Annotated in this window: 18 protein-coding genes; 12 read left to right on the top strand and 6 right to left on the bottom strand. The window is 66.6% G+C overall.

Annotated elements, in window-relative coordinates; all coding sequences use genetic code 11:
* On the bottom strand, positions 1 to 879 hold the full coding sequence (locus tag NM2_RS42285; protein WP_067682223.1) for a LysR family transcriptional regulator: 879 nt from the start codon (positions 877 to 879) through the stop codon (positions 1 to 3).
* A gap of 265 nt (positions 880 to 1,144) precedes the next feature.
* On the opposite strand from NM2_RS42285, the gene NM2_RS42280 reads away from it, so the two are divergent.
* From NM2_RS42280 to NM2_RS42250, 7 genes are all read left to right on the top strand, one after another.
* Positions 1,145 to 2,332: an LLM class flavin-dependent oxidoreductase gene (locus NM2_RS42280; protein WP_067682183.1), complete on the top strand. Its 1,188-nt coding sequence runs from the start codon at positions 1,145 to 1,147 to the stop codon at positions 2,330 to 2,332.
* Positions 2,329 to 3,516 (top strand): acyl-CoA dehydrogenase family protein, encoded by a 1,188-nt coding sequence (locus NM2_RS42275; protein WP_067682181.1) that lies wholly within the window; start codon positions 2,329 to 2,331, stop codon positions 3,514 to 3,516. The genes NM2_RS42280 and NM2_RS42275 overlap by 4 nt, the downstream gene beginning before the upstream one ends.
* Positions 3,517 to 3,581: 65 nt before the next feature.
* Positions 3,582 to 5,249 (top strand): ABC transporter substrate-binding protein, encoded by a 1,668-nt coding sequence (locus NM2_RS42270; protein WP_067682179.1) that lies wholly within the window; start codon positions 3,582 to 3,584, stop codon positions 5,247 to 5,249.
* Positions 5,246 to 6,202, top strand: coding sequence for an ABC transporter permease (locus NM2_RS42265; RefSeq protein ID WP_067682176.1), 957 nt, complete (start codon positions 5,246 to 5,248; stop codon positions 6,200 to 6,202). Before NM2_RS42270 ends, NM2_RS42265 begins: the two co-directional genes overlap by 4 nt.
* 1 nt (position 6,203) lies before the next feature.
* On the top strand, positions 6,204 to 7,097 hold the full coding sequence (locus NM2_RS42260; RefSeq protein ID WP_067682173.1) for an ABC transporter permease: 894 nt from the start codon (positions 6,204 to 6,206) through the stop codon (positions 7,095 to 7,097).
* The gene (locus tag NM2_RS42255; RefSeq protein ID WP_067682170.1) at positions 7,094 to 8,764 is read left to right on the top strand and encodes a dipeptide ABC transporter ATP-binding protein; all 1,671 of its coding nucleotides are present in this window, start codon (positions 7,094 to 7,096) and stop codon (positions 8,762 to 8,764) included. Before NM2_RS42260 ends, NM2_RS42255 begins: the two co-directional genes overlap by 4 nt.
* Positions 8,761 to 9,507: a DUF1684 domain-containing protein gene (locus NM2_RS42250; protein WP_067682167.1), complete on the top strand. Its 747-nt coding sequence runs from the start codon at positions 8,761 to 8,763 to the stop codon at positions 9,505 to 9,507. The genes NM2_RS42255 and NM2_RS42250 overlap by 4 nt, the downstream gene beginning before the upstream one ends.
* Positions 9,508 to 9,561: 54 nt before the next feature.
* On the opposite strand, the gene NM2_RS42245 is transcribed toward NM2_RS42250, so the two are convergent.
* The 4 genes from NM2_RS42245 to NM2_RS42230 are packed head-to-tail and all read right to left on the bottom strand — an operon-like array spanning position 9,562 to position 13,275.
* A complete protein-coding gene (locus NM2_RS42245; RefSeq protein ID WP_067682165.1) occupies positions 9,562 to 10,428 on the bottom strand; it encodes a hypothetical protein in 867 nt (288 codons plus the stop codon).
* A gap of 23 nt (positions 10,429 to 10,451) precedes the next feature.
* The gene (locus tag NM2_RS42240; protein WP_067682162.1) at positions 10,452 to 11,273 is read right to left on the bottom strand and encodes a hypothetical protein; all 822 of its coding nucleotides are present in this window, start codon (positions 11,271 to 11,273) and stop codon (positions 10,452 to 10,454) included.
* The gene (locus NM2_RS42235; protein WP_067682159.1) at positions 11,270 to 12,298 is read right to left on the bottom strand and encodes a hypothetical protein; all 1,029 of its coding nucleotides are present in this window, start codon (positions 12,296 to 12,298) and stop codon (positions 11,270 to 11,272) included. The genes NM2_RS42240 and NM2_RS42235 overlap by 4 nt, the downstream gene beginning before the upstream one ends.
* Entirely contained in the window at positions 12,298 to 13,275 is a 978-nt protein-coding gene (locus NM2_RS42230; RefSeq protein ID WP_067682156.1) for a hypothetical protein, read from the bottom strand. Before NM2_RS42230 ends, NM2_RS42235 begins: the two co-directional genes overlap by 1 nt.
* A gap of 315 nt (positions 13,276 to 13,590) precedes the next feature.
* Here NM2_RS42230 and NM2_RS42225 point away from each other — a divergent pair, with 315 nt between their 5' ends.
* From NM2_RS42225 to NM2_RS42215, 3 genes are all read left to right on the top strand, one after another.
* Positions 13,591 to 14,619 carry a mechanosensitive ion channel family protein gene (locus NM2_RS42225; RefSeq protein ID WP_157121777.1) on the top strand — a complete coding sequence of 343 codons (1,029 nt, stop codon included), beginning with the start codon at positions 13,591 to 13,593 and terminating at the stop codon, positions 14,617 to 14,619.
* Between the two features lie 449 nt (positions 14,620 to 15,068).
* Positions 15,069 to 15,728: a CatB-related O-acetyltransferase gene (locus NM2_RS42220; RefSeq protein ID WP_084532130.1), complete on the top strand. Its 660-nt coding sequence runs from the start codon at positions 15,069 to 15,071 to the stop codon at positions 15,726 to 15,728.
* A 72-nt stretch (positions 15,729 to 15,800) separates the two neighbouring features.
* A complete protein-coding gene (locus NM2_RS42215; RefSeq protein WP_067682150.1) occupies positions 15,801 to 16,976 on the top strand; it encodes a macrolide family glycosyltransferase in 1,176 nt (391 codons plus the stop codon).
* A 3-nt stretch (positions 16,977 to 16,979) separates the two neighbouring features.
* On the opposite strand, the gene NM2_RS42210 is transcribed toward NM2_RS42215, so the two are convergent.
* Complete coding sequence (locus NM2_RS42210; protein ID WP_067682217.1) at positions 16,980 to 18,119, bottom strand: helix-turn-helix domain-containing protein; 1,140 nt, start codon at positions 18,117 to 18,119, stop codon at positions 16,980 to 16,982.
* Positions 18,120 to 18,325: 206 nt separating this feature from the next.
* Here NM2_RS42210 and NM2_RS42205 point away from each other — a divergent pair, with 206 nt between their 5' ends.
* Both NM2_RS42205 and NM2_RS42200 read left to right on the top strand, forming a co-directional pair.
* Positions 18,326 to 18,634: a hypothetical protein gene (locus NM2_RS42205; protein WP_067682147.1), complete on the top strand. Its 309-nt coding sequence runs from the start codon at positions 18,326 to 18,328 to the stop codon at positions 18,632 to 18,634.
* Positions 18,635 to 18,753: 119 nt separating this feature from the next.
* Complete coding sequence (locus NM2_RS42200; RefSeq protein ID WP_067682144.1) at positions 18,754 to 19,092, top strand: helix-turn-helix domain-containing protein; 339 nt, start codon at positions 18,754 to 18,756, stop codon at positions 19,090 to 19,092.
* The last annotated feature ends 1,657 nt before the right edge of the window (positions 19,093 to 20,749 follow it).

The raw sequence follows: 20,749 nt of genomic DNA, 5'->3' as shown, positions 1-20,749 counted from the left end.
TCACGCCACGCCGCGCAGCCTCCGTCCGGCTACGGACCGATAGTGGGCGGTGATCGCTTCGACGGCGGAGGTCTCGATATCCGCGCCCAGACCGCGCCGAGTCACCAGCCGCACATCCACCGATCCCATCGCGGGCAGACCCATCACCTCCCCGATCCCGCTCGGAACCGCGGAATGGAACGGCAGCAGGGCGATTCCCAGCCCCGCCTTCGCCGCGGCCAGCACGCCGTCGAGGTTTCCGGATTCGGCGGTTACCGACACCTCGTACCCCAGCTCGGTGAGCTTGTGCACCGCGCGACGCCGCAGGCCACAGGGTTCCTCGAACGCGACCAGCGAAATCGGGCCGGGCTGCCTGGGCAGCAGCCAACCGGGCCCGGCGACCCAGCGCAATCCGAGTTCACCCACCTCGACCCCGACCGGATCGCCATTGCCGCCCAATACCACCGCGAGGTCCAGAGCGCCTTTGCCCACCGATTCGGTGAGTGTCGTCGAACGATCGATCCGGAAATGCAAATAGACGTCCGGATAGGCGGCGCGCAACATGCCGAGCAATTCCGGCAGCAGCCCGTCGGCGGCATGCTCGGTCGAGCCGACCGTGATACGCCGCAGATCCGAGGGCAGGAATCGCGCCAGCATTTCGTCGTGCGCGGTCAACAGCTTTCGCGCCTCGACCACGAGCCGTTCGCCGTCCGCGGTGAAACGTGAACTCCGGCCGTCCTTTTCCACCAGCGATCGTTTCAGGCGCCGCTCCAGCAGGCGGATGTGCTGGCTGATCGTCGGCTGGCTCAGGTGCAGGGCATCGGCCGCGCGCCGGAAACCGCCGGTGTCGGCGATGGCCACCAGCGTACGCAGATGGGTCAGGTCCAACGGATCTGCCATGAATTCTCGCCACCTCGGATCGACCGGAGATCTCACCGCATCGAAGCGCACCCGCGGCTTGTTGAATATGCTTTGAATCTCCCGGATCATAAATAGGCCGAGCATCTTTCGGCTATCGGTTGCTATCGGCGATACGAATTGAAAACCGTGCGCCGAACTCTGGTTCCGGCCGGGGTGGTCTACCTAATATTGCGACGCGTCGAGCAATGCTCGACGCGATTCCTTCGCCGCGAACCGGCGACTCGTTCGGCCCGAGAGGAAGATCATGACCGTCGAATCCGGCCCGGACGCGCTGCCCGCCACCGCGTCCCCCGAGGTCGAGTTCATCAGCCTGACCCACACCACCGCCTCGACCGAACTCGAGCCGATCCCCTCCCGGGGCATCGACCTGCCATTCGTGCGCCGGTACGTACGTGCCCTGGAAGACGGCGGATTCGACCTGACACTGCTGCCGTACGGATCCGGCAGCGCCGATTCGTTCGTGCTGGCCTCGGCCGTCGGCCAGCTCAGCGACCGTCTCAAGCCTATCGTGGCGGTCCGTCCGAATACGGTGTTCCCGACCGTCGCGGCCCAGCAGCTGGCCACCCTGGATCAGCTGACCGAGGGGCGCGCGGTGGTACACCTGATCTCCGGCGGCAGCGATGCGGAGCAAGCGCGGCAGGGCGACTATCTCCCGAAAGCCGAAAGGTACGCGCGCACCAGCGAATTCATCGATGTGCTGCGCCGCTCCTGGTCCGAGACGGGCGCGTTCTCGCACGACGGAACGTACTACCGGTTCGACGGCTTCGGCCCCGGCTTCCCGCCGTACGCGGCGCCGATCCCGATCTCCATCGGCGGGCAGTCCGATGCCGCGTTCGACATCGGCGGGACCAAGGCCGACATCTTCTCCTTCTGGGGAGAACCGTTGGCGGACATCAGGTCTCAGATCGAGCGGGTACACGCGATCGCGGCGGCCGCCGGACGCGCCGACCGGCCGCGCATCTGGGTGACCTTCCGTCCCATCACCGACCGCACCGACGAGCTGGCCTGGGCCAAGGCCCGCGACTACGCCGAGCGGATCTCCCATACCTTCCAAAGCGGCGCCTACCGCAAGCGCGACCAGGGTGCTCCGCAGAACGTCGGATCGCGGCGAGCGCTGGAATTCGCCCGTCGCCAGGAGGTGTACGACCGCGCGCTGTGGACCCGGACCGCGGCGGCCACCAATGGCCAGGGCGCGTCGACCGCGCTGGTCGGAAGCCCGGAGACGGTGGCCGCGGCGATCGTGGACTACATCGATCTGGGTGCGAGCCTGGTATCGATCCGCGGCTACGACAACCTCAACGACGTGATCGACTACGGCCGCTACATCCTGCCGCTGGTCCGCCAGGAGCTCGCGCATCGCAAGGCGACCGGGCGACGCGGCGCGCTACAGGCGGATCATCCCGGCGCCCTGGCCGCGGCGGGCCGCCCGTGACCACGGTCACCGGTCGGCAATCGCTGCTCGCGCCGGACACCACGCCCGCGGCCCTCGCCACACTGACCGACGAAATATCCGCCACCGCAGTGGAATACGATCGCAGCGCCGCGATCCCCGAAGCGGGGCTGCGGGTGGCGCAGCGCGGCGGATACCTGACCGCGACCGTTGCCGGGCGCTACGGCGGCCCCGAACTGAGTCACCGTGAGGTGGTGCGGATCCTGGCATCGATCGGCGAGGGCGATCCGTCGGTGGCGCTGATCGCCGCCAACAACCTGGCCGCCCACCAGGCACAGGCGGTGAACCGCGGCTGGCCCGAGAACCTCTACGCCGAACTGGTCCGCCGTTCGGCCGAACAACCGACACTGGTGAACGTCATCCGCGCCGAGCCCGAACTGGGTGCTCCGGCACGCGGCGGCCTGCCCGCGACGACCGCGCGCCGCACTGCCGAGGGGTGGATTCTCAACGGCCGCAAAACCTTCGCCACGGGCGGCACGGCATTGGCATATCACCTGGTGTGGGCACGCACCGACGAAAATCCCGTGCGGGTAGGCCATTTCATCGTCCCCGCCGACTCCGACGGCATCACCTGGCACGACACCTGGGATCATCTCGGTCTGCGCGCCTCCAACACACACGATGTCACTTACACGAATGTTGTGGTGGCAGAAGATAATTTGATCGAGATCCCGTTCCGGGAAGGCGTCTACCGGGATCCCGCCTCGGCCTCGGGGCCGACCTCGTTCGGTCACGTGGCGTTGTATGTCGGGGTGGCCCGTGCGGCACGCCGAGCATTCGCCGACTTCGCCCGCACCCGCGTTCCGGCCGCACTCGGCCACCCGATCGCCGACACCGAACGCATCCGGACGGTCGCGGGCGAGATCGAGGCACAGATCGTGCAGGCGGAAACGCTGCTGGACGGCACCCTGCGACGCGTCGAGGCCGGAGAAGGCATTGCGGCGGAGAGTCTTTCATTGGTCAAGGTGTTGATCGCGCGCTCGGTCGTCACCGCTGTGCAGACCGCCGTCGCGGCCCTGGGCAATGCGGCCCTGACTCGCCACAACCCACTGGAGCGACATCTGCGCGACGTGCTGTGCGTCCGCGTGCATCCGCCGCAGGAGGACACGGTCCTGCTGGCCGCGGGCCGGGCAGTGTTGCGCGCCACCGACCGCCCCGCCGGATAGTCCGCACTCGTCCGATATCCAACCGGGACACCATGTTCCGGCCCTGACCCGAGGAATCCTCCGTTATGCCGACCACGATCCGCCTGCTACGCCGGACCGCCGCCGCGGCCGCCGCCGTGCTGACCCTACTGGCCGCCGCCTGCGGCGGGGCCGACCAGTCCAGCGGACCCACCGGGGTTGGGAAACCGCCCGTACGCGGGGGAACACTGAACCTCGCGTTCTTTCCCGACAACGCAGCCTTCGCCTGCATCGACCCGTTCCAGACCTACTGGATCGAGCACCGCACCCTGATCCGCAACTTCACCGATTCGCTCACCGACCAGAATCCCGATACCGGCCAGATCGTGCCATGGCTGGCCACGGCATGGCAGATCTCGCCGGACGGGCTCGACTACACCTTCACCCTGCGCGACGGTGTCACCTTCTCCGATGGCGCGCCACTGGACGCCGCCGCGGTCAAGGCCAACTTCGATTCGTTCCTGCAGGAGAGCCGGGATTCCGGCGGAACCGCGTACGGCGCCAGCTACATTCAAGGACTGCAATCGACCGAGGTCGTCGATGCCAAGACGGTCCGGTTCCACTTCGATCAGCCGAATTCGTCCTTCCTGCAAGCGACTTCGACCACGAACTTGGCCTTGCTCTCCCCGGCGTCACTGCGCAAGACCCCGCAGCAGCGCTGCCTCGGCGGTATTTCCGGGACCGGCCCGTTCACCCTGGACAACTACACACCGGGCCAGAGCGTGACACTGAGCCGCCGGGCCGGTTACCACTGGCCGTCGCCGCTGACCAAGAACACCGGCGAGGCCTATCTGGACAAGATCAAGGTCAGCTATATCGCCGAGGACAGCGTGCGCACAGGCGATCTGGTCAGCGGGCAGATCGACATCGCGTGGCCGCGCAATCCGTTCACCGTCGAGGATCGGGACCTCATCACACGTTCGGGGGCCTACCTGCGCTCGCGCTCGCTACCGGGGGTGTCGTACGCGCTGTTTCCGAACGTAGCCAACGGGCATCCGCTCGCCGACGCTCAGGTCCGGCAGGCGCTGTACCACGCGATCGACGTGAAGACGCTCGGCACAACGGTTTTCGGCCCCGACTATCCGTCGGTCGCGGGCGCGTTCGACAAGACGACACCGTACTTCGCGTCGCAGGCCGCGAAGCTGACCTACGACCCGGCCCAGGCCGGTCACATCCTGGACGCGGCGGGCTGGCGCCTGGCACCCGGTGACCAGTACCGCAGCAAGGACGGCAAACGACTGTCACTCACGCTGGCCGTCGATCCCACCGCCATCGGCTCGGAACTGTTGCAGGATCAGCTGCGCAAAGTCGGGATCGAGGTCCAGCTGAAGGTGATCACCGCAGCCGAACGGTCTGCGGTCACCGCGAATGGTCAATACGACCTGCTCGGAAACTACTTCACCCGCGCCGATCCCGGGGCGCTACAGTTCATTCTCGTTGCGGCGCTGGCCAATTCGAAGGCGCTCGCGCGTAACTCACAGCAACCCGAGACGGCGGCACGCATCGCCGATCTGTTCGCCAGCGCGGTACGGACCACCGATCCGGCCCAACGCCAGGACATCTACGGCCGGCTACAGAGCGCACTGATCGACGAGGGCGTCGCCTTCCCGCTGTTCGAGAGGGTGCAGTACGCGGGAATTCGTAACCGGGTCAACGGTTTCCGATTCACGTCCGAGAGTTTCCTGGACCTGCGCGACGTCTGGATCCAGCCGTGATCCGGTATCTCGCCGGGCGGATCGCGCAGGCGGTGGTGGTGCTGTGGGCGGCGTTCACGGTCACCTTCGTCGTGCTGTATCTGCTGCCCAGTGACCCGGTATCGATTCAGCTCTCCGCCGCCGGGATCGAAACCGATTCGCTGACACCGCAACAGCTCGCCGTGGCCAAAGCCCAGTACGGACTCGACCGCCCCGTGCTCGACCAGTACTGGACCCTGCTGACCGGGGCATTGCACGGCGACTTCGGCATCTCGATCGCCAAACACGTTCCGGTCACCCAGCTGATCGGTGACCGGATCGGCGGCACACTGCTGCTCAGCGCGATCGCCGGTCTGCTGGCCGTGGTGCTCGGCACCGGGGTCGCCTACCTCGCGGCGTTCGTTCGCGTCCGCCCGTTGCGACTGTTGCTGGACCGGTTGCCTGCCCTCGGCGTCGCGGTGCCGAGTTTCCTGGTGGGACTCGCGCTGATCCAGTACTTCTCGTTCGAACTGGGCTTGCTGCCGTCGGCGGGCACGGGCGACTGGAAGCACCTGATCCTGCCGGTGATCACGATGGCGCTGCCCGCCGCCGCGCAATTGGCCCAGGTCCTGGGTCGCAGTTTTCAGGACACCCTGCACGAGCAGTACATCGTCACCGCCCGCGCGAAGGGGCTCTCGCGTGGGCAGGTGCAGCTGCGGCACGCGCTGCGCAATGCCGCGCTCCCCGCGCTGACCATCGCCGGTCTGCTCATCGGCGTGACCGTCACCAGCGCGATCGTCGTGGAAACCGTATTCAACCGCAATGGGATCGGCCGGCTGGCGCAGGAATCGGTGCTGGTCAAGGACGTTCCGGTGGTGCAGGCGATCGTGGTGCTCGCGGCGGCCGGGTTCGTGCTGGTGAATTTGATCATCGATCTGCTGTATCCGCTGCTGGATCCGCGGATCACCCACACCGCGACGGCCGAGGGAGACTGAAGTGGTACAGACCGTGACGGCAGCCGACACCGCGGTGGAGGCGCCGCAGGAAGACGGCACCCACCCACGCCCCATCCGCCGGTCGCACTCGGCCCTGCGCCTGTTCCGCCGGCCCGGATTCACGCTGGCGACCGTATTCGTCGCATTCGTGATCGTGGCGGCCTTCGCGCCGACGCTGTTCACCTCCACCGATCCGTACGCCACCGAACCGGCGCAGCGACTGCGCGAGCCCAGTGCCGCACACCTTTTCGGCACCGACGACGTCGGTCGGGACCTGTGGGCCCGCACGCTGTACGGATCCGAGTTGACCGTGCGGGCGGCACTCATCGCCATCGGCATCGCGCTGTGCGCTGGGCTGGTGTTCGGGGTGGTCTCCGGTTTCTTCGGCGGCCGCGTGGACGCCGTCGTGATGCGGGGTATCGATGTACAACTGGCGATTCCCGGGCTGCTGCTGGCGCTGGCGATCGTGACCGCCCTCGGTTTCGGCACCGTACCGGTGGCTATCGCGGTCGGGGTCGCGACGGTTCCCGGCTTCGCGCGCACAACCCGTGCGGAGGTGCTGCGGGTCAAAACACTGCCGTATGTGGAGGCCGCCCGTGCCGGAGGCGCCGGATGGCCGCGCGTGCTGGTCCGGCACATCCTGCCGAATTCGTGGGGACCGGTCTCGGGCCTCGCCGTGCTGGAGTTCGGCACCGCGATCATTTCCGTTGCGGCACTGAGCTTTCTGGGATTCGGTGCCGCGCCGCCACGCGCCGAATGGGGTTCCCTCATCGCGGGTGGCCGCAACTACCTGTTGACCGCGCCGTGGGTGTCACTGCTACCGGGCGCGATGGTGGTAGTGACGGTGCTCTCGCTCAATCACATCGCCAAGACCTTGCAGGAGGTGCGGCGATGACCAGGGCGACGGTGGACCGGGTGCGCACGGCCACGCGGATAGTCGAAATCTCGGCCCTCAGCGCCGGATACCTGCACGGCGGCACGGTGACACCCGCGGTACACGATGTGTCCCTATCCATCCATCCCGGCGAAATCGTCGCCCTGGTAGGCGAATCCGGCTCCGGCAAGTCCACCACCGCACATGCGGTCATCGGCCTGCTGCCCGACAACGCACGGATCACCGAAGGATCGATCCGTGTCGCGGGTGTCGACATCGCCCGCGCCCGAGAGAAACTGGTGCGCTCACTGCGCGGCTCGACGGTCGCGCTGATTCCGCAGGACCCGATGGTCGGACTGAACCCGACCCAGCGAATCGGCACCCAGGTCGCGGAGGCCGTGCGGCTGCGCGGTATTCGTGGGTCACAGGTGAAAACCGAGGTCATCGACATTCTGCGCAAGGCGGGACTCGACGAACCCGAGCGGCGCTCGCAGCGCTATCCGCACGAATTGTCCGGCGGCCAGCGGCAGCGGGCGCTGATCGCGATCGCGCTCGCGGGTGAACCGGATGTGATCATCGCGGACGAACCCACCAGCGCTCTGGACGTCACCGTGCAGGCACGCATACTGGACCACCTCGAGTCGCTGGTGCGTGAGAGCGGAACGGCCCTGCTGATCATCACCCACGACCTGGCCGTGGCCGCCGATCGCGCCGACCGGGTCGCGGTGATGCGGCAGGGGCGCATCGTCGAATCCGGTTCACCCACGGAGATTCTCGTCGATTCCGACAACGCGTATACGCGTCGACTGATCGCCGCCGCGCCCGCGCTGGCCCACGGCGGGGTGCTTCGGCCGCGCTTCGACGTGCCACCCGAACAGGTCGATCCGCCCGAACCGATCATCGAACTCGACTCGGTGACAAAACGTTTCGCGTCTCGGCGCGCGGGATGGGTGGTCGCGCTGGACGAGGTGTCGCTGCGGGTCGCGCCGGGACGTACGCATGCCATTGTGGGAGAGTCGGGTTCGGGGAAGACGACCGCGCTGCGCGTCGCCATGGGACTGACCGAACCGACGAGCGGCGCTGTCCGATTCGACGGTCGCGATATCGCCGGGATGTCGTGGCGGCGGATTCGCCCACTGCGGCAACGCTTCCAGCTGGTGCATCAGAATCCGTTCGCCTCCCTGGACCCGCGATTCACCGTGCGCGAGAGCGTCATCGAGCCATTGGTGTCGTTCCGGGTCGGCGACCGCACCCAACGGCGATCCCGCGCCGCGGAACTGCTCGACCAGGTGGCCCTGCCGCGGACGTTCCTGGACCGCCTCCCTGCCGAACTGTCCGGCGGCCAACGCCAGCGCGTGGCGATCGCGCGGGCGCTGGCATTGCGGCCGGATGTCGTCCTGCTGGACGAGCCGGTCTCCGCACTCGACGTGTCGGTTCAGGAGCAGATCCTCGACCTGCTCACCGACCTGCAACAGGGGCTCGGCCTGACCTACCTGTTCGTCTCCCACGACCTGGCGGTGGTGGCCCGGATCGCACACACCGTCTCGGTGTTCGAGAAGGGGCGAGTGGTCGAAACCGGCTCCACGACAGCCATTTTCCACGATCCGACCGATGACTACACCCGGCGACTGCTGGCGGCGATACCCGGCCGCCGCCGTCGCGACCGCAACGAAAGGGAAGATTCGTGACCACAGCTCTGGAAACCCGCCGCGCCGACTGGCGGCGCTGGCGCGAGGAACGCGACGCCCTGGCCACCGCTGACCACGGACCCGCCGCCCTGACCGGCACACACTGGCTCAGCGAGCATCCGCTGCACATCGACGGACTCCCCGGCGCATGGGTCGAATCCGATGGCCACGCCGTCGGTACGGGCCCTGGATTCCAGGTCGACCTGACCCCAGGTGAGGAGCACCGTCTCCGAGATCTTTTGCTGCGGCCGATCATTCGCGCGGGCCAGGTGGCGCTGCGGGTATTCGATCCGCAGGCTCCCGGCCGGGCCGGCCTGCAAGGTATCGACAGCTTCGACTTCGATCCAGCGTGGGTGGTTTCCGGCGCACTCGAAACCACCTCGGACACACTGCAACTCGAACACATCGACGGTTTCTTCAGCGAGAACGCCCGCGCTGTGGTCCGACTCTCGCTCAACGGCCGGGACATCACGCTCGAGGGTGCCGGAACAACGACCGGAGGTCTGCAGATCGTCTTCGCCGACGCCACGAACGGCGAAGAGACACAACGGTTCCGCTTCCTCGACGTCCCCGCCCCGGACGACCACGGGCAGGTCGAAGTGGACTTCAATCGCGCCTACCTGCCGCCGTGCACCTTCTCCGACCACTTCCTGTGCCCGCTACCACCAGCCGGAAATCGGCTGGAGTTCCCGATCCGCGCGGGCGAGACCCGGCTGCGGCGCATCGAAGAGGCCGCCCTGTGACCGATTCGTGCGGACATCAGCGATCGGGCCGGAGTCGGGTGGCTTTCCGAATAGTCAGCGCTCGGGCCCCAGTTCAACCGTCGTGCCGGGGTGAGCCAGCGAGGCGACTCGGATCCTGCCGTCCTTCGACTGGGCGATGAGCTGGCCCTGCCAGGCGACGAAGCAGGCGGCGATCTCGCTGTTGTAAACCCGGTCCAGGATCGGCGTGAGCTGTCGGGCGAGTTGTCCCTCGGCCGCGATGAGCTGGTCGCGATAGGGTCCGTAGTAAGGCAGGATCGCTTGCAGCACTGTAGCTTCCAGCGCCTGCACCTGCGTGGTGAAGGCGTCGATGCCCGGCTGGTTACGGGTGATCACTGGCTCGATCTGGGCCAGCGTCGGACCGACGAGCTGCAGCAGCGGCTGATACACCGAGCCGAGGGCGAATGCTTCGGAGGCGAACGGACCCGCCAGCGGGGCCAGGCCGATCAGCGAGGCGAGGCCGCCCTGTTGCTGCGGGGCGGGCCAACCCAGTGGGCAGGCCGGTTGCGTCTGCGCGGGGGCCGCGGCGAACGGGTTGCCCGCCAACGGAGTCGGAGTATCGGCGGCTGGTGTGCTCTGCGTCGACGGGCCTGATTCGTGTAGGGGCACCGAGTTCGCCGGTGTCCCGGCTCCGATCGGGACCGCGGCGGGAACGGAAGCCGAAACGGCGGGCCCGGGAACCGGACCGGCAACGGGGCTCTCAGCGGGCGGAGCCGGGACGGAGGGCTGCGATGCGGGGGCGGCCGTGCCGGCGAGCGGGACACCGGTCACGACGACGGAGGTCGGCTCATCGTGCTCGCGAACGGTCAACGCGGTGGCCGCGACGGCACTGCCGACGACGGTCAAGGCCGCGGCGATCCGGATGCCGGTGGCGAGCCCGGGGCGGGCGGTGCGGGTGGACATCGGGCGGTTACTCCTTCGAACGTCTACTTGGTCGGTGCGGGCGGCGTGGAGGGGGCTGAACCAGGTTGTGCCGCAGCTGGTTCGAAGATTCCTTCGAGGTGCCAGACGCCGGTGAAGCCGTTGAAGGGCCCGCCGACGATCAGGCTCGTCCACTGCAGGGTGAAGGCGCGCGTGACGGCGTCGTAGGTGCCGGTCGCCAGCGGCCCCTGAGGTGTTCCGGTCCGGGGTTGGTCGAACCACTTCTGCGCCACCCAGTCCCAGACCTTGCGCACCTGTTCGCTTCCCGCGACCTGGGCGTCCTGCTTCTCCGGCGGCTTCGGTGCGCCCTGGTTGAATTCCTGGTCGTTCCAGGAGGCGGCCCACGAGGACAGGTCCGCGGACAGTTTCCCGCCGGTATCCAGGACCGTCGGCGCGGAGACCGTGCGCCGGGTCTGCGGGTCCACCGGATTGGTCGAGATCCCGAACTCCACCCCGAAGAACTTGGTCGGTTTCGTGATCGAGGCGGCCAGCGAATTCCCGCTCGCGAAACCGGGATTCGGCTCACTCTGGAACGAATCGGTGCGCAGGCCGCCAGATGTCCCCGGGTCCAGCAGCGTGGTCGTGCCGCCCTGCGCGGCCGAGTCGCCGTTGGGCATGTAGGGGCCGCCGTCGAACGTGCCGCCCGGTTGCACCATCCGGAACCAGGTGCCGGACACCTTGTCCCCGTGCGCATTTCCGGGAGTGAATCGCAGCAGCCCGATCAGCGGCTTCGTACCGGTGGCCGCGGGCGCGGAGTCGGGCGAGGAGCATCCCGAGACAACCGCGACGAGCAGGATCAGAACAGTCGTGGTGGTGCGCATCCTCATGGCGTCTCCCCTACGTTGTCCGGTGTGGTCCTCAGCGCCGGATTCCGGTGACGAATCCCCGCTGCCGCGGCCGCCAGGGCGATCACGCCGGGGATGAGGTAGAACCAGCCGAGACCACGAAAGGCGTTGAACCCCAGCGATTTCGTCGCATCGTTCAGCGCTGTGGCGGCGTCGAAGTGATCGACGTTGTCGTTCATCGCGCCGACCAGAGCCGCGAAGCGGGCGGTCATCGGCTGCCAGCGCGCTTGCAGAGCGGTGATATCCGTCAGATCGGCATCGGGATGGGCGTCCCGCACGGCGCTGACGTATCTGCCGTTCAACTCCCCGTCCGCAGCCACCAGGGTGATGAAGTACCCCTGCAACGAACGCACCTGCTCGTGGGTCAGTATCGGACCGAACCCGTCGAGCACCGGCTGCGCGGCGGTCGCCGCCGAAAACAGGCCGCCCGCAACGGGAGTCACGATCAGAACGAGGGCGGCGGCTCCCGCGAGTATTCGGGAGCCGCCGGCGCGGTGCCCGTCCGCGGCCCGCCGGAATCCGATGATGCCCGCCCCGAGTAGAACCACGCCCGGCAGCGCCAGGAGCCACGGCAGCGCGCCCAGGGGCGGCAATGCCGCCAGGCGCTGGTAATTTCCGCGCTCGGCATCGATCGAATCGATCATCGAGGTGATATCGGACCTGATGCGCGGATAGTCCCTGACGAACCGATCGACCCGGTCGTATCGACCGTTCTCGAGACCGCGGTCCCGCAGCGCGCGAATATCGGCATGCGCACCGTCGAGTGCCTTGATGTCGCCACGGTAGTCGGCGACACTCGAGACGGTCACATAGGGCGAGAAGGACTCGATCATGGCCTGCGCCTCAACCGCTCGGGGAAACATGCCGGTGAGGATCGGAGCCACGATCAACAGTGCCCCGAGCACCGCGATGATCACGAAGGGCCACCGCGGCTTCGCCCGCGACACCGCGTCCGCGGTCGAGACGTAATCGGTGTAGGCGGGTAGATCCGAAAGCCGCTCGCTCACTATCGGATTCGCTTCCCGCTCGCGAGACTGCCCGCCTTCACGAATACCACCACGGCCAACACCGCCAGCGCGATCAGTGCCGGAACCACCCAGTCCGGCACGGTCTTTCGGCGAGGAAGCTCGATGGTCCGGGTCGCCAGATTCGGTGCGGCGACCGTCTTCGGGGCGGCCGACTGCGCCGTCGGGGCCGCCGGGACACCGGATCGCACCGGTGTCGGTGGACGTGCCGCAACCGAGGGTGGCTGTGCCGCAACCGGTCCCGGTGTGACAGGTGCAACCGGCGCTGCGGCCGGATGCCGACCACCATCCCGATAACGGCCCGCCAGATGCCACAGCCCGGTGAAGTTGTTGAACGGCCCACCGACGATCTGACTGGTCCACTCGAGCACGAAATTCCCTGCGCTGTCGATCGTTCCGTGCACCGGGCTGGTCTTGCCCGGCAGTCCCCCATCCGGTTTCGGCGCGCCCTGGTTGAACACCTGATTGTTCCAGGTGACACCCAGGCTGCTCAGGTCGCCACTGAGCGTCCCGCCGTCGGCGAACACTTGCGGCAATCGAGTGACGACGCCGGTTTGCGGATCAGTCGGGTTGGTCGCGGTGGCGAAATCCACGCCGTAGAACCTGACCGGCGTCGTCACCCGACCCGAGCGGGCATTACCGTGCGGGTCGAATGCGGCCGCCGGTTGCGGCTGGTAGCTGCCGCTCACGAGTCCGCCGTCGCTGCCCGCGGACAGCGGAGTCACCGTCCGATCACTGCACCGAGAGTCGCTGTTCTGCAGATAGGGACCTGCGGCGGTGCCGGTCGGCAGGATCATCCGGAAGAAACTGCCCGAGGCCGCACCGTTGGCGCACACCCCCGGCGAGAGCGCGAACAGCCCGTCCAGCGGAGCCGGTCCGGCATGTGCCAGCGGGGCCGCGACCGCTGTCGTCCCCACGGCAGCGGTCGCGGCGAATAGGCGAAAGTACCTCGGTCGCATGAACTGTGTCCTCGGTCAGCGTTGCAAATCAATCCCGCATGCGCGGCTACTTCATCGCAACCCGAACACAGCCGAATGTCGCCGATTGCACTCAGGATGAATACAACCGGTACCGGAATGAGAGTCGGACAACCGGTATCGGTCGGCCGATCGCGGGGGGCGAAGCGATCCATAGCACCGCCGGACCTATCCGGGCAAGGTCTGTTGCTTGCCCGGTCGGGAGTTGTATTCTTCTGTCACACAGGGTGATTGAAGGTGGGCTGGGTCGATCGCTGGCGTCATGCGACGCTCGCTGAACAGAAGGCGTGTGTCACCATGGGAGACCGAGCAGCGTGGGTCAGTCTGGCGGTTACGGCCGCGATCGTCATCGCACTGACGGTGGGCACCTGGTTTCTACTGAAACGCCTGGTCAAGACGCTATCGTCCCGGCGCGGCGCCGAGCCGGAGGTCTGGACCCGTATCGATGCGTGCCGCAGCCCCGCGGTTACGGTGCTGTCCCTGATCCTGATTCGCACGTATGGCGCCGTGCTGGAATTCCTCACGCACGGCAACCACTGGATCGGTACGGTGCTCGGACTGCTGGTGCTGCTGTCGTTCGGGTGGCTGGCCAGCCGCGGCGCGGCCGTCCTCATCGCCGTCATGGCGGTGCGGTTCACCCACTCCACCGGGGATGACCATCGACGCCTGAGCCGGATCCGCACCCAGCTGGGCGTTTTCCAGCGCGCCGCCGCCGCGCTGATCTGGTTGGCGACCCTGATCTTCGCGCTGCTGGATTTTCCGTCCACGCGTGCGCTGGCCACGAGCCTGTTCGCGTCGGCCGGACTACTGGGCCTGGTGTTCGGCCTCGCCGCGCAGAGCACACTCGCGAACATGATCGCGGGCCTGCAGATAGCGTTCAGCGACTCCGTGCGCATCGACGACACGGTCCAGGTGAACGGCAAACATGGTGTGGTAGAGGAGACCACGCTCACCTACATCAGCATCCGGATGCAGGACAATCGCCGGATGATCGTGCCCGTCACCGATTTCGTGAACCAGCCGTTCGAGAACTGGACCCGCAAGAACGACAGCGCCCATGTCGACAGCTACCTGTACGTCGACCACGCGGCCCCGCTCGAGACCCTGCGTTCCCGCCTACACGACATCCTCACCACCAGCGATCATTGGGACGGCGCCGAGGGATCGCTCGTGATCGCCGAATCCGACCGCGACTGCCTGAAACTCAAGATCACCGTGAGCGCCCCGTCCCTGCACCAGGCGACCCGGCTCGGCGAACAGGTGGCCGAACAACTCACGCTTTATCTGGTCCGGGAGATACCGACCGCGCTACCGCGCGAGCGCTAGCCGCCGAGGTCCGGCCGAACGTCCCGACCGAACCACCGAATCCTTTGCGTACCAACCACTCCGATGTCGTCCGAGGGTGTCGCATCGGCCTATGCGTCGCGTCTCGCGGCGGCCCCGAATGGGGGGTATCCACGCCACCGTTCAATCGCCCTGGCGCTCATCTGAAGCCCGTCTCGGACTTGTCCAGAAATCCGCAGGTCGTCGAAATCGTTTTTCGGTCAACGATCATGAGACAAGTACGAGGAGAAACGGAATCCTTCCACTTTCAAGATATAGCGCACCCCCGGGCTTGCGGCAAGACCCGGGTCGTACCGCAGAATCACTGGCCGAGGCTGGAACCGGTCGGAATGGAAGTAGGGCGACGCATGTAGTGGCATTCCCGACCGGCCGGACAGCGTCTCGAGAGCCGATTGCGAAGCCCGATCATCCACTCACAGAAGGAGTTTCAGATGCCCACCGGTCCCGCGCCCATCCCTGCGGATCCGACCGTGCTGCACCCCATGCCCGGCCAGCCGCGCGTGGTGTTGTTGCAGCCCCTGGTCACCTCGCCCCTGATCGAGGTCGGCGAGTTCTCCTACTACGACGACCCGGACGACCCGACCGCGTTCGAAACCCGCAACGTGCTGTACCACTACGGACCGGAAAAGCTGATCATCGGTAAATTCTGCGCGCTGGGCACGGGGGTGAAGTTCATCATGAACGGCGCCAACCACCGCATGGACGGCCCCTCGACCTTCCCGTTCCCCACCATGGGCGGCTCGTGGTCGGACCACTTCGACCTGCTCACCGATCTGCCCAACCGGGGCGACACCGTCGTCGGCAACGACGTCTGGTTCGGGCACGGCACGACGGTGCTCCCCGGCGTGCGGATCGGCCACGGCGCGATCATCGGCTCCGGCGCCGTGGTCACCAGCGATGTGCCCGACTACGGCATCGTCGGCGGCAATCCGGCCCGGCTCATCCGCACCCGCTACAACGACCGGGACGTCGCCCGGCTGCTTGCGGTGGCCTGGTGGGACTGGCCCGCCGAGCACATCACCGATCATGTCCGGACGATCATGTCCGACAGCATCTCCGACCTCGAAGCCGCCGCCCCGCACACGGTGTGACGGGCGCGCGAGACCCGTCAACGAAAAGCCCTGTGCCCATTCGCCATAGACTTGAAGAGAGTGTGATCGCCCATGCCCCCTCCCCCGGCACACATCTCGATGATCGACATTCCCATCGTCAGTCACGTCCTGCCGAGCCTCGAGATCATCCGTGAACTGGTGGCCCGAGGCCATCGCGTGACCTATGCCAACGACCCGGCCGTCGCCGACCTGATCACCGCCACCGGCGCGGAATTCGTCTCATGCACCTCGATATTGCCGGTTGCCGACGACAACTGGCCCGATGACGTCATCGCCATCCAGAATCTATTCCTGGACAACGCAATTCAGGCACTTCCGCAGTTGCGCGCCGCTTACGACGAGGACCGTGCGGACCTCTACCTGTACGACATCGGCGCCTATGCCGCGCGCGCCCTCGCCGAAACACAGGACCGTGCCCTGCTGCAACTGTCTCCGACGTTCGTGGCCTGGAAAGGCTACGAACAGGACGTCGCCGCACACCTGCGCGAACTCCCGGGTGCCGACGCCTACCACGCGAGGTTCGCGCGATGGCTGAGCGACTGCGGCGCGTCCACCACCGACGTGGACGCCTTCTCCGGCCCACCCGCCCGCGCGCTCGCGCTGATTCCCCGGGCAATGCAACCGCACGCAGACCAAGTCGACCACGCCGCAATAACATTCGTCGGCCCGTGCTTCGAAACATCTGAGGATGAACAGCATTGGGACCGTCCGGCCGACGCGGAAAACGTCCTGTTGATCTCCCTGGGTTCGGCGTACACCCGCCAGCCGGAGTTCTACCGCCGATGCCTGGCGGCTTTCGGCAACCTGCCCGGCTGGCACGTAGTCCTCCAGATCGGCAAACACACCGATCCGCGGGAACTCGGCGGTATCCCACCCAACGTCGAAGTGCACCCCTGGATCCCCCAGCGGGCGATCCTGGCACAGGCGGACGCCTTGATCACCCACGCCGGCATGGGCGGCTGCGGCGAAGGCCTGCGAGCAGGCGTCCCGATGATCGCCGTACCACAAGCCGCCGAACAGTTCATCAACGCCGACCGCCTCGTCGAACTGGGCGTTGCCCGCCGCATCGACACCCAGGACGCCACCGCCCAAAACCTGCGATCAGCCCTACACGACCTCGTCACCGCCCCCGAGGTCACCCGCCGCTCAGCACAACTGAGCGTCGAAGCGCGAGCCGAAGGCGGCACCACACGAGCCGCCGACCTCATCGAGAACATGCTGAGCTGAGCATCACCCGCCGAGGACCGGGTAGATATCGCGGAACGCATCCCGCACGACCGCCGCGTCGACCGCGTCCCGCCCCTCGATACCGGTCACGACCTCCGATACCCGCCAATACGTGGACGGCACCAATCGCCCCGACGTGACGGCCGTCAGCGCGGCATCCGCTGCCTCATCCGGTTTGCCCGCCGCGACGAGCGCCAAACCGAGATCCAAGTTCGCAGAGGCGATCCGGCGCGGCCGAGTACTCACGGCACCGACGAGATCGGCGAGCACATGCCGGGCATACGATTCGGCTCCCGGATCGCCGAGCCACGCCAACGTGGTAGCCACATACGCATCCGATTTCGCGGGGTCGTACCGAAAGTGGTGTTCCGGCCGATCGGGCATGCTCAGTCCGGACACCAGCCGCGCCACCTTCCGCAGAGCGCTGTATGTACCCGTACTGTCACCGAGCCGCGCCAACGCCCGCCCTTCCTGTGCGGTCGCCTGAATGAATGCCGAACTACCCGCCGGAGCGATCTCCTGCGCAGCCCGCGACAGTTTCGCGGCCTGCTCGAACTCCCCGCCGGTCAACTGCTGCCACGCCCTCGTTTCCAGGCACCACGCGGAGATCTCTGGATGCCCGGCTTCATCGGCGAGAGTCCACGCCAAGTGCCCACGCGCCGCGGCAGCGGGCAACTCGCCCAGATCTACATGGCACGTACTGGCCAGGAGCGAGAGCCACCCGGCCGTCACAAGCAGCCGCCGATGCTGCGCCAACGTCATCCGCGAATCCATCAGGCGACCGGCGCAGCCGAGGTATGTACGTATCCGCACCAGCAGTTCGCCCGGCGGAGTCGTGTTGTAAGCCGACGCCAGATCATCGACCGCCGATTCCAGTTGCTCGAGGGTGTCGCCGCCGATGTCCGACACAGCAAGCCGCTGTATCCATTCCGCAACGGCCTCCTCCCCGTCTGCCGGTTCAGCGAACAGCACGGAACCGATCCCGAGCGCATCGGAGTAGGCGCGAACATGTTCGTCCCTGATCCGGCGCTCTCCTGTTTCCAGTTGCCCCAGAAGAGATTTCGAAAAGTGTGTTCGTGCGGCAAGCGCCGAGAGGCTGAGCCCCACAGCCTCACGCGCAGCTCGCAGACGCTCTCCCGTCATCTCGGCATCGCCGAGCACAGGACCCCGGCCCTCGACCATCCGCCCATCGTATGCGCAGATGTGGACGGATGTGGACGCGATTCCGTATAGCTACGCCGACCTCGAAAGCAATCCTCAGAGGTGGGCCGCGACGCCGGGGTGAGCCGGGGGCACCACTTCACCATGCCCCCGGCGTCGAGGCCCTTCCAGCGACGGGAGGCAGGGAAGTGCGGACGGTACCAACAGCATTCGGGATAGTTGCCCCGGACGGCGACGCCCACCAGTGGCATCGCACCCAAATCCAGCGTCTCGCAAGACATCTCGGCTATGCCGTGGTCTGGCCACCCGACGATTCGGTTGTTCCGCTCGCCGACCAGGCACGCAAGGCCGATGTCGACATCGCCATCGTCGCCAGCCCAAACCATCTCAGCCCGCTCGAATTGAACTCACTCATGGCGGTGGTCGACGTCGAATCAGTAGTTCCACGGCTGACGTTCTCGCGGTGGGCCGACACACAAGCCGGATGGTTGGGATGAACACCGCGACAGGATGGTTGATACTCGCGCTCAAAACTCGCGCAACAGAGTTGCCAGACAGAGCACGAACCGGCACACGAAGAATTCATCCGCACGATCGAGAGAGGGGAACTGGACCGATGAGCCACGCACGTTGGAAGGCCCTCCGAGAACGCAAACTCGCCGAGGGTTACACCGAACCTGAAGCCGTCACCGTGGCCCGCCGCGAGATCCAACTCTCCATGGCACTGGCCAAGGCCGTCTACGACCGCCGTACCGAACTCGGACTCACCCAAACCGACCTCGCCGGACGCGCCGGTCTCACCCAGGACGAAATTTCCCGCATCGAAGGCTCCGGCACGGCCCCGACCCTCTCCCTCCTCGCCGAACTCGCCGACGCACTCGACGCAACCCCCGACACCGGCCAGACCCGAGTGAGCTTCAGCAGCCGCCACAACGACGCCGCCCAATTGCGTTGAACCGCCACACCACCGCTGATCACTGACAGTCAGCGACCTCGTGGCGGCGTCCAGAAGTGTGCCGCGGTCGATGTGCTGAATGAAAACGGCAGGGCACTGCACGCAGTTGCACGCACCCTCCCCCTGAACGATGAAGGCCCGGTCCTGATGGACCGGGCCTTCCAGTGGAGCTGCCGGGAATCGAACCCCTTCCGGCCCCCTGGTCAGGGAGGCTGAATCTCGTTCTACCTGCGAAAACCTATCACTACAGTTCACTCCAGATCAGGGGCTATCAGGTGCGATTGTGGTCAAAATGTGGTCACGACCCGAGGGCTCCGTTCACACAGATGCCCAGTTGTGGACGCCGCGCATGGCAGATGGACGACAGGCAGGTCCCGACCATAGCCCGGCCGTATCCCACCGGGCGAAGGTGGCAGCGAGGCGACATCGCCTCGCAGCCGAGAGCAGCAAGTCCGGCGTCGAGGTCACGCTGAAGAAGTCGTACGACCATAACGTCACATGTATATGCCGGGTCGTGAACATCCCCTCGGCGTGTCGCTATAGGCGACACGCCGAACGATTTTCTCCAAGATTCACCCCCAGCAACTCTTCGGCTGCTGCTGACAGCGGCGGCGAACGAGCCGATGATCGCCGGGCAACCTGCTCCCTCGACCACTCGGACATTCACATCGTCTGCCGTCACCTCACTGCCAACTCGCAACGTCGATATCAACGGCGACCACCCCATCAATGTCTGCCTGCGCCAAGCGGTTTGGATCGGCGGGCACTAACCACAACACGACCTCTCATCCTACTTCGGTAAGTGATTGTTCCGAGGGTACGAGGTTTTCGCCCCAAACAGATCGACAGCCGCACCGGTTCGGAACGAGCTTTCCCCCACCATTACACGCGTGAAAATCATTGCCGACCATAGATTCCGATCCCACCAGTTGTGGGGCCACTACGCGTGGTGATCCGCAGAGAATCTGCCTACACCGCAACGGCTGCCGTCACTGCACGCGCGGGATCGTAGGGGGCGGCTGCGAACCGGGCCTCGGAATAACCCGGAAAATCTTGTCCACAGCGCTGCTGCTGCATCCGTAAGCGTCAGCAATCCGCTTATTGGACCAGTTCGGGTACTCCGTGGCTATCCGGAGAATGCGCTCACGGTCGACCCTTTGTCGGCCATTGCCGGCACCGGCGGCGCTATTCGCCGTATCCGTGCCTCCTCGTCGCCCGGTCGCAGCACTCGACGCGTCCGGTGTCTGTGTACGCATACTGCGAATCGGACCCGACGCGTCCGAGTGACTGGTCGCCGTGCGACGGAACCCAGCGCTGGTCAAGCGGAGACGAGTATGAGGGGAGAGCACACGCACCGCACGCGGCCGCGGCCGAATCGCCGTCGGGACGTACCCGGTGGCGAACCTGCGCGTTCGCGCGGTGCCCAGTAGGTCGGCGGAGACGGACGCGTCCGGTCGGCGCGACTGATGTGCGTTCGGGGTGAGGTCTGCGTCGTGGCCACCGAATGGACGCGGTGCCGGATCGGTGTGGGGACAGTACGCGTCCTGTGTGGTGGACGCGGCCGCCGGGGCGAGGGCGTCGTCCGGTAGCTCGGCGGCCTGCCTCCCGATCGCCAGGCCGTAACGAACGCTGGCGGCATGGTGGATCATCAACGCGA

The organism is Nocardia miyunensis NBRC 108239 (genome assembly GCF_001613065.1).
Classification (GTDB): Bacteria; Actinomycetota; Actinomycetes; order Mycobacteriales; family Mycobacteriaceae; genus Nocardia; species Nocardia miyunensis.
Note: the sequence above shows the minus strand (reverse complement) of the source record. Positions and strands in the feature narration are given on the sequence as shown.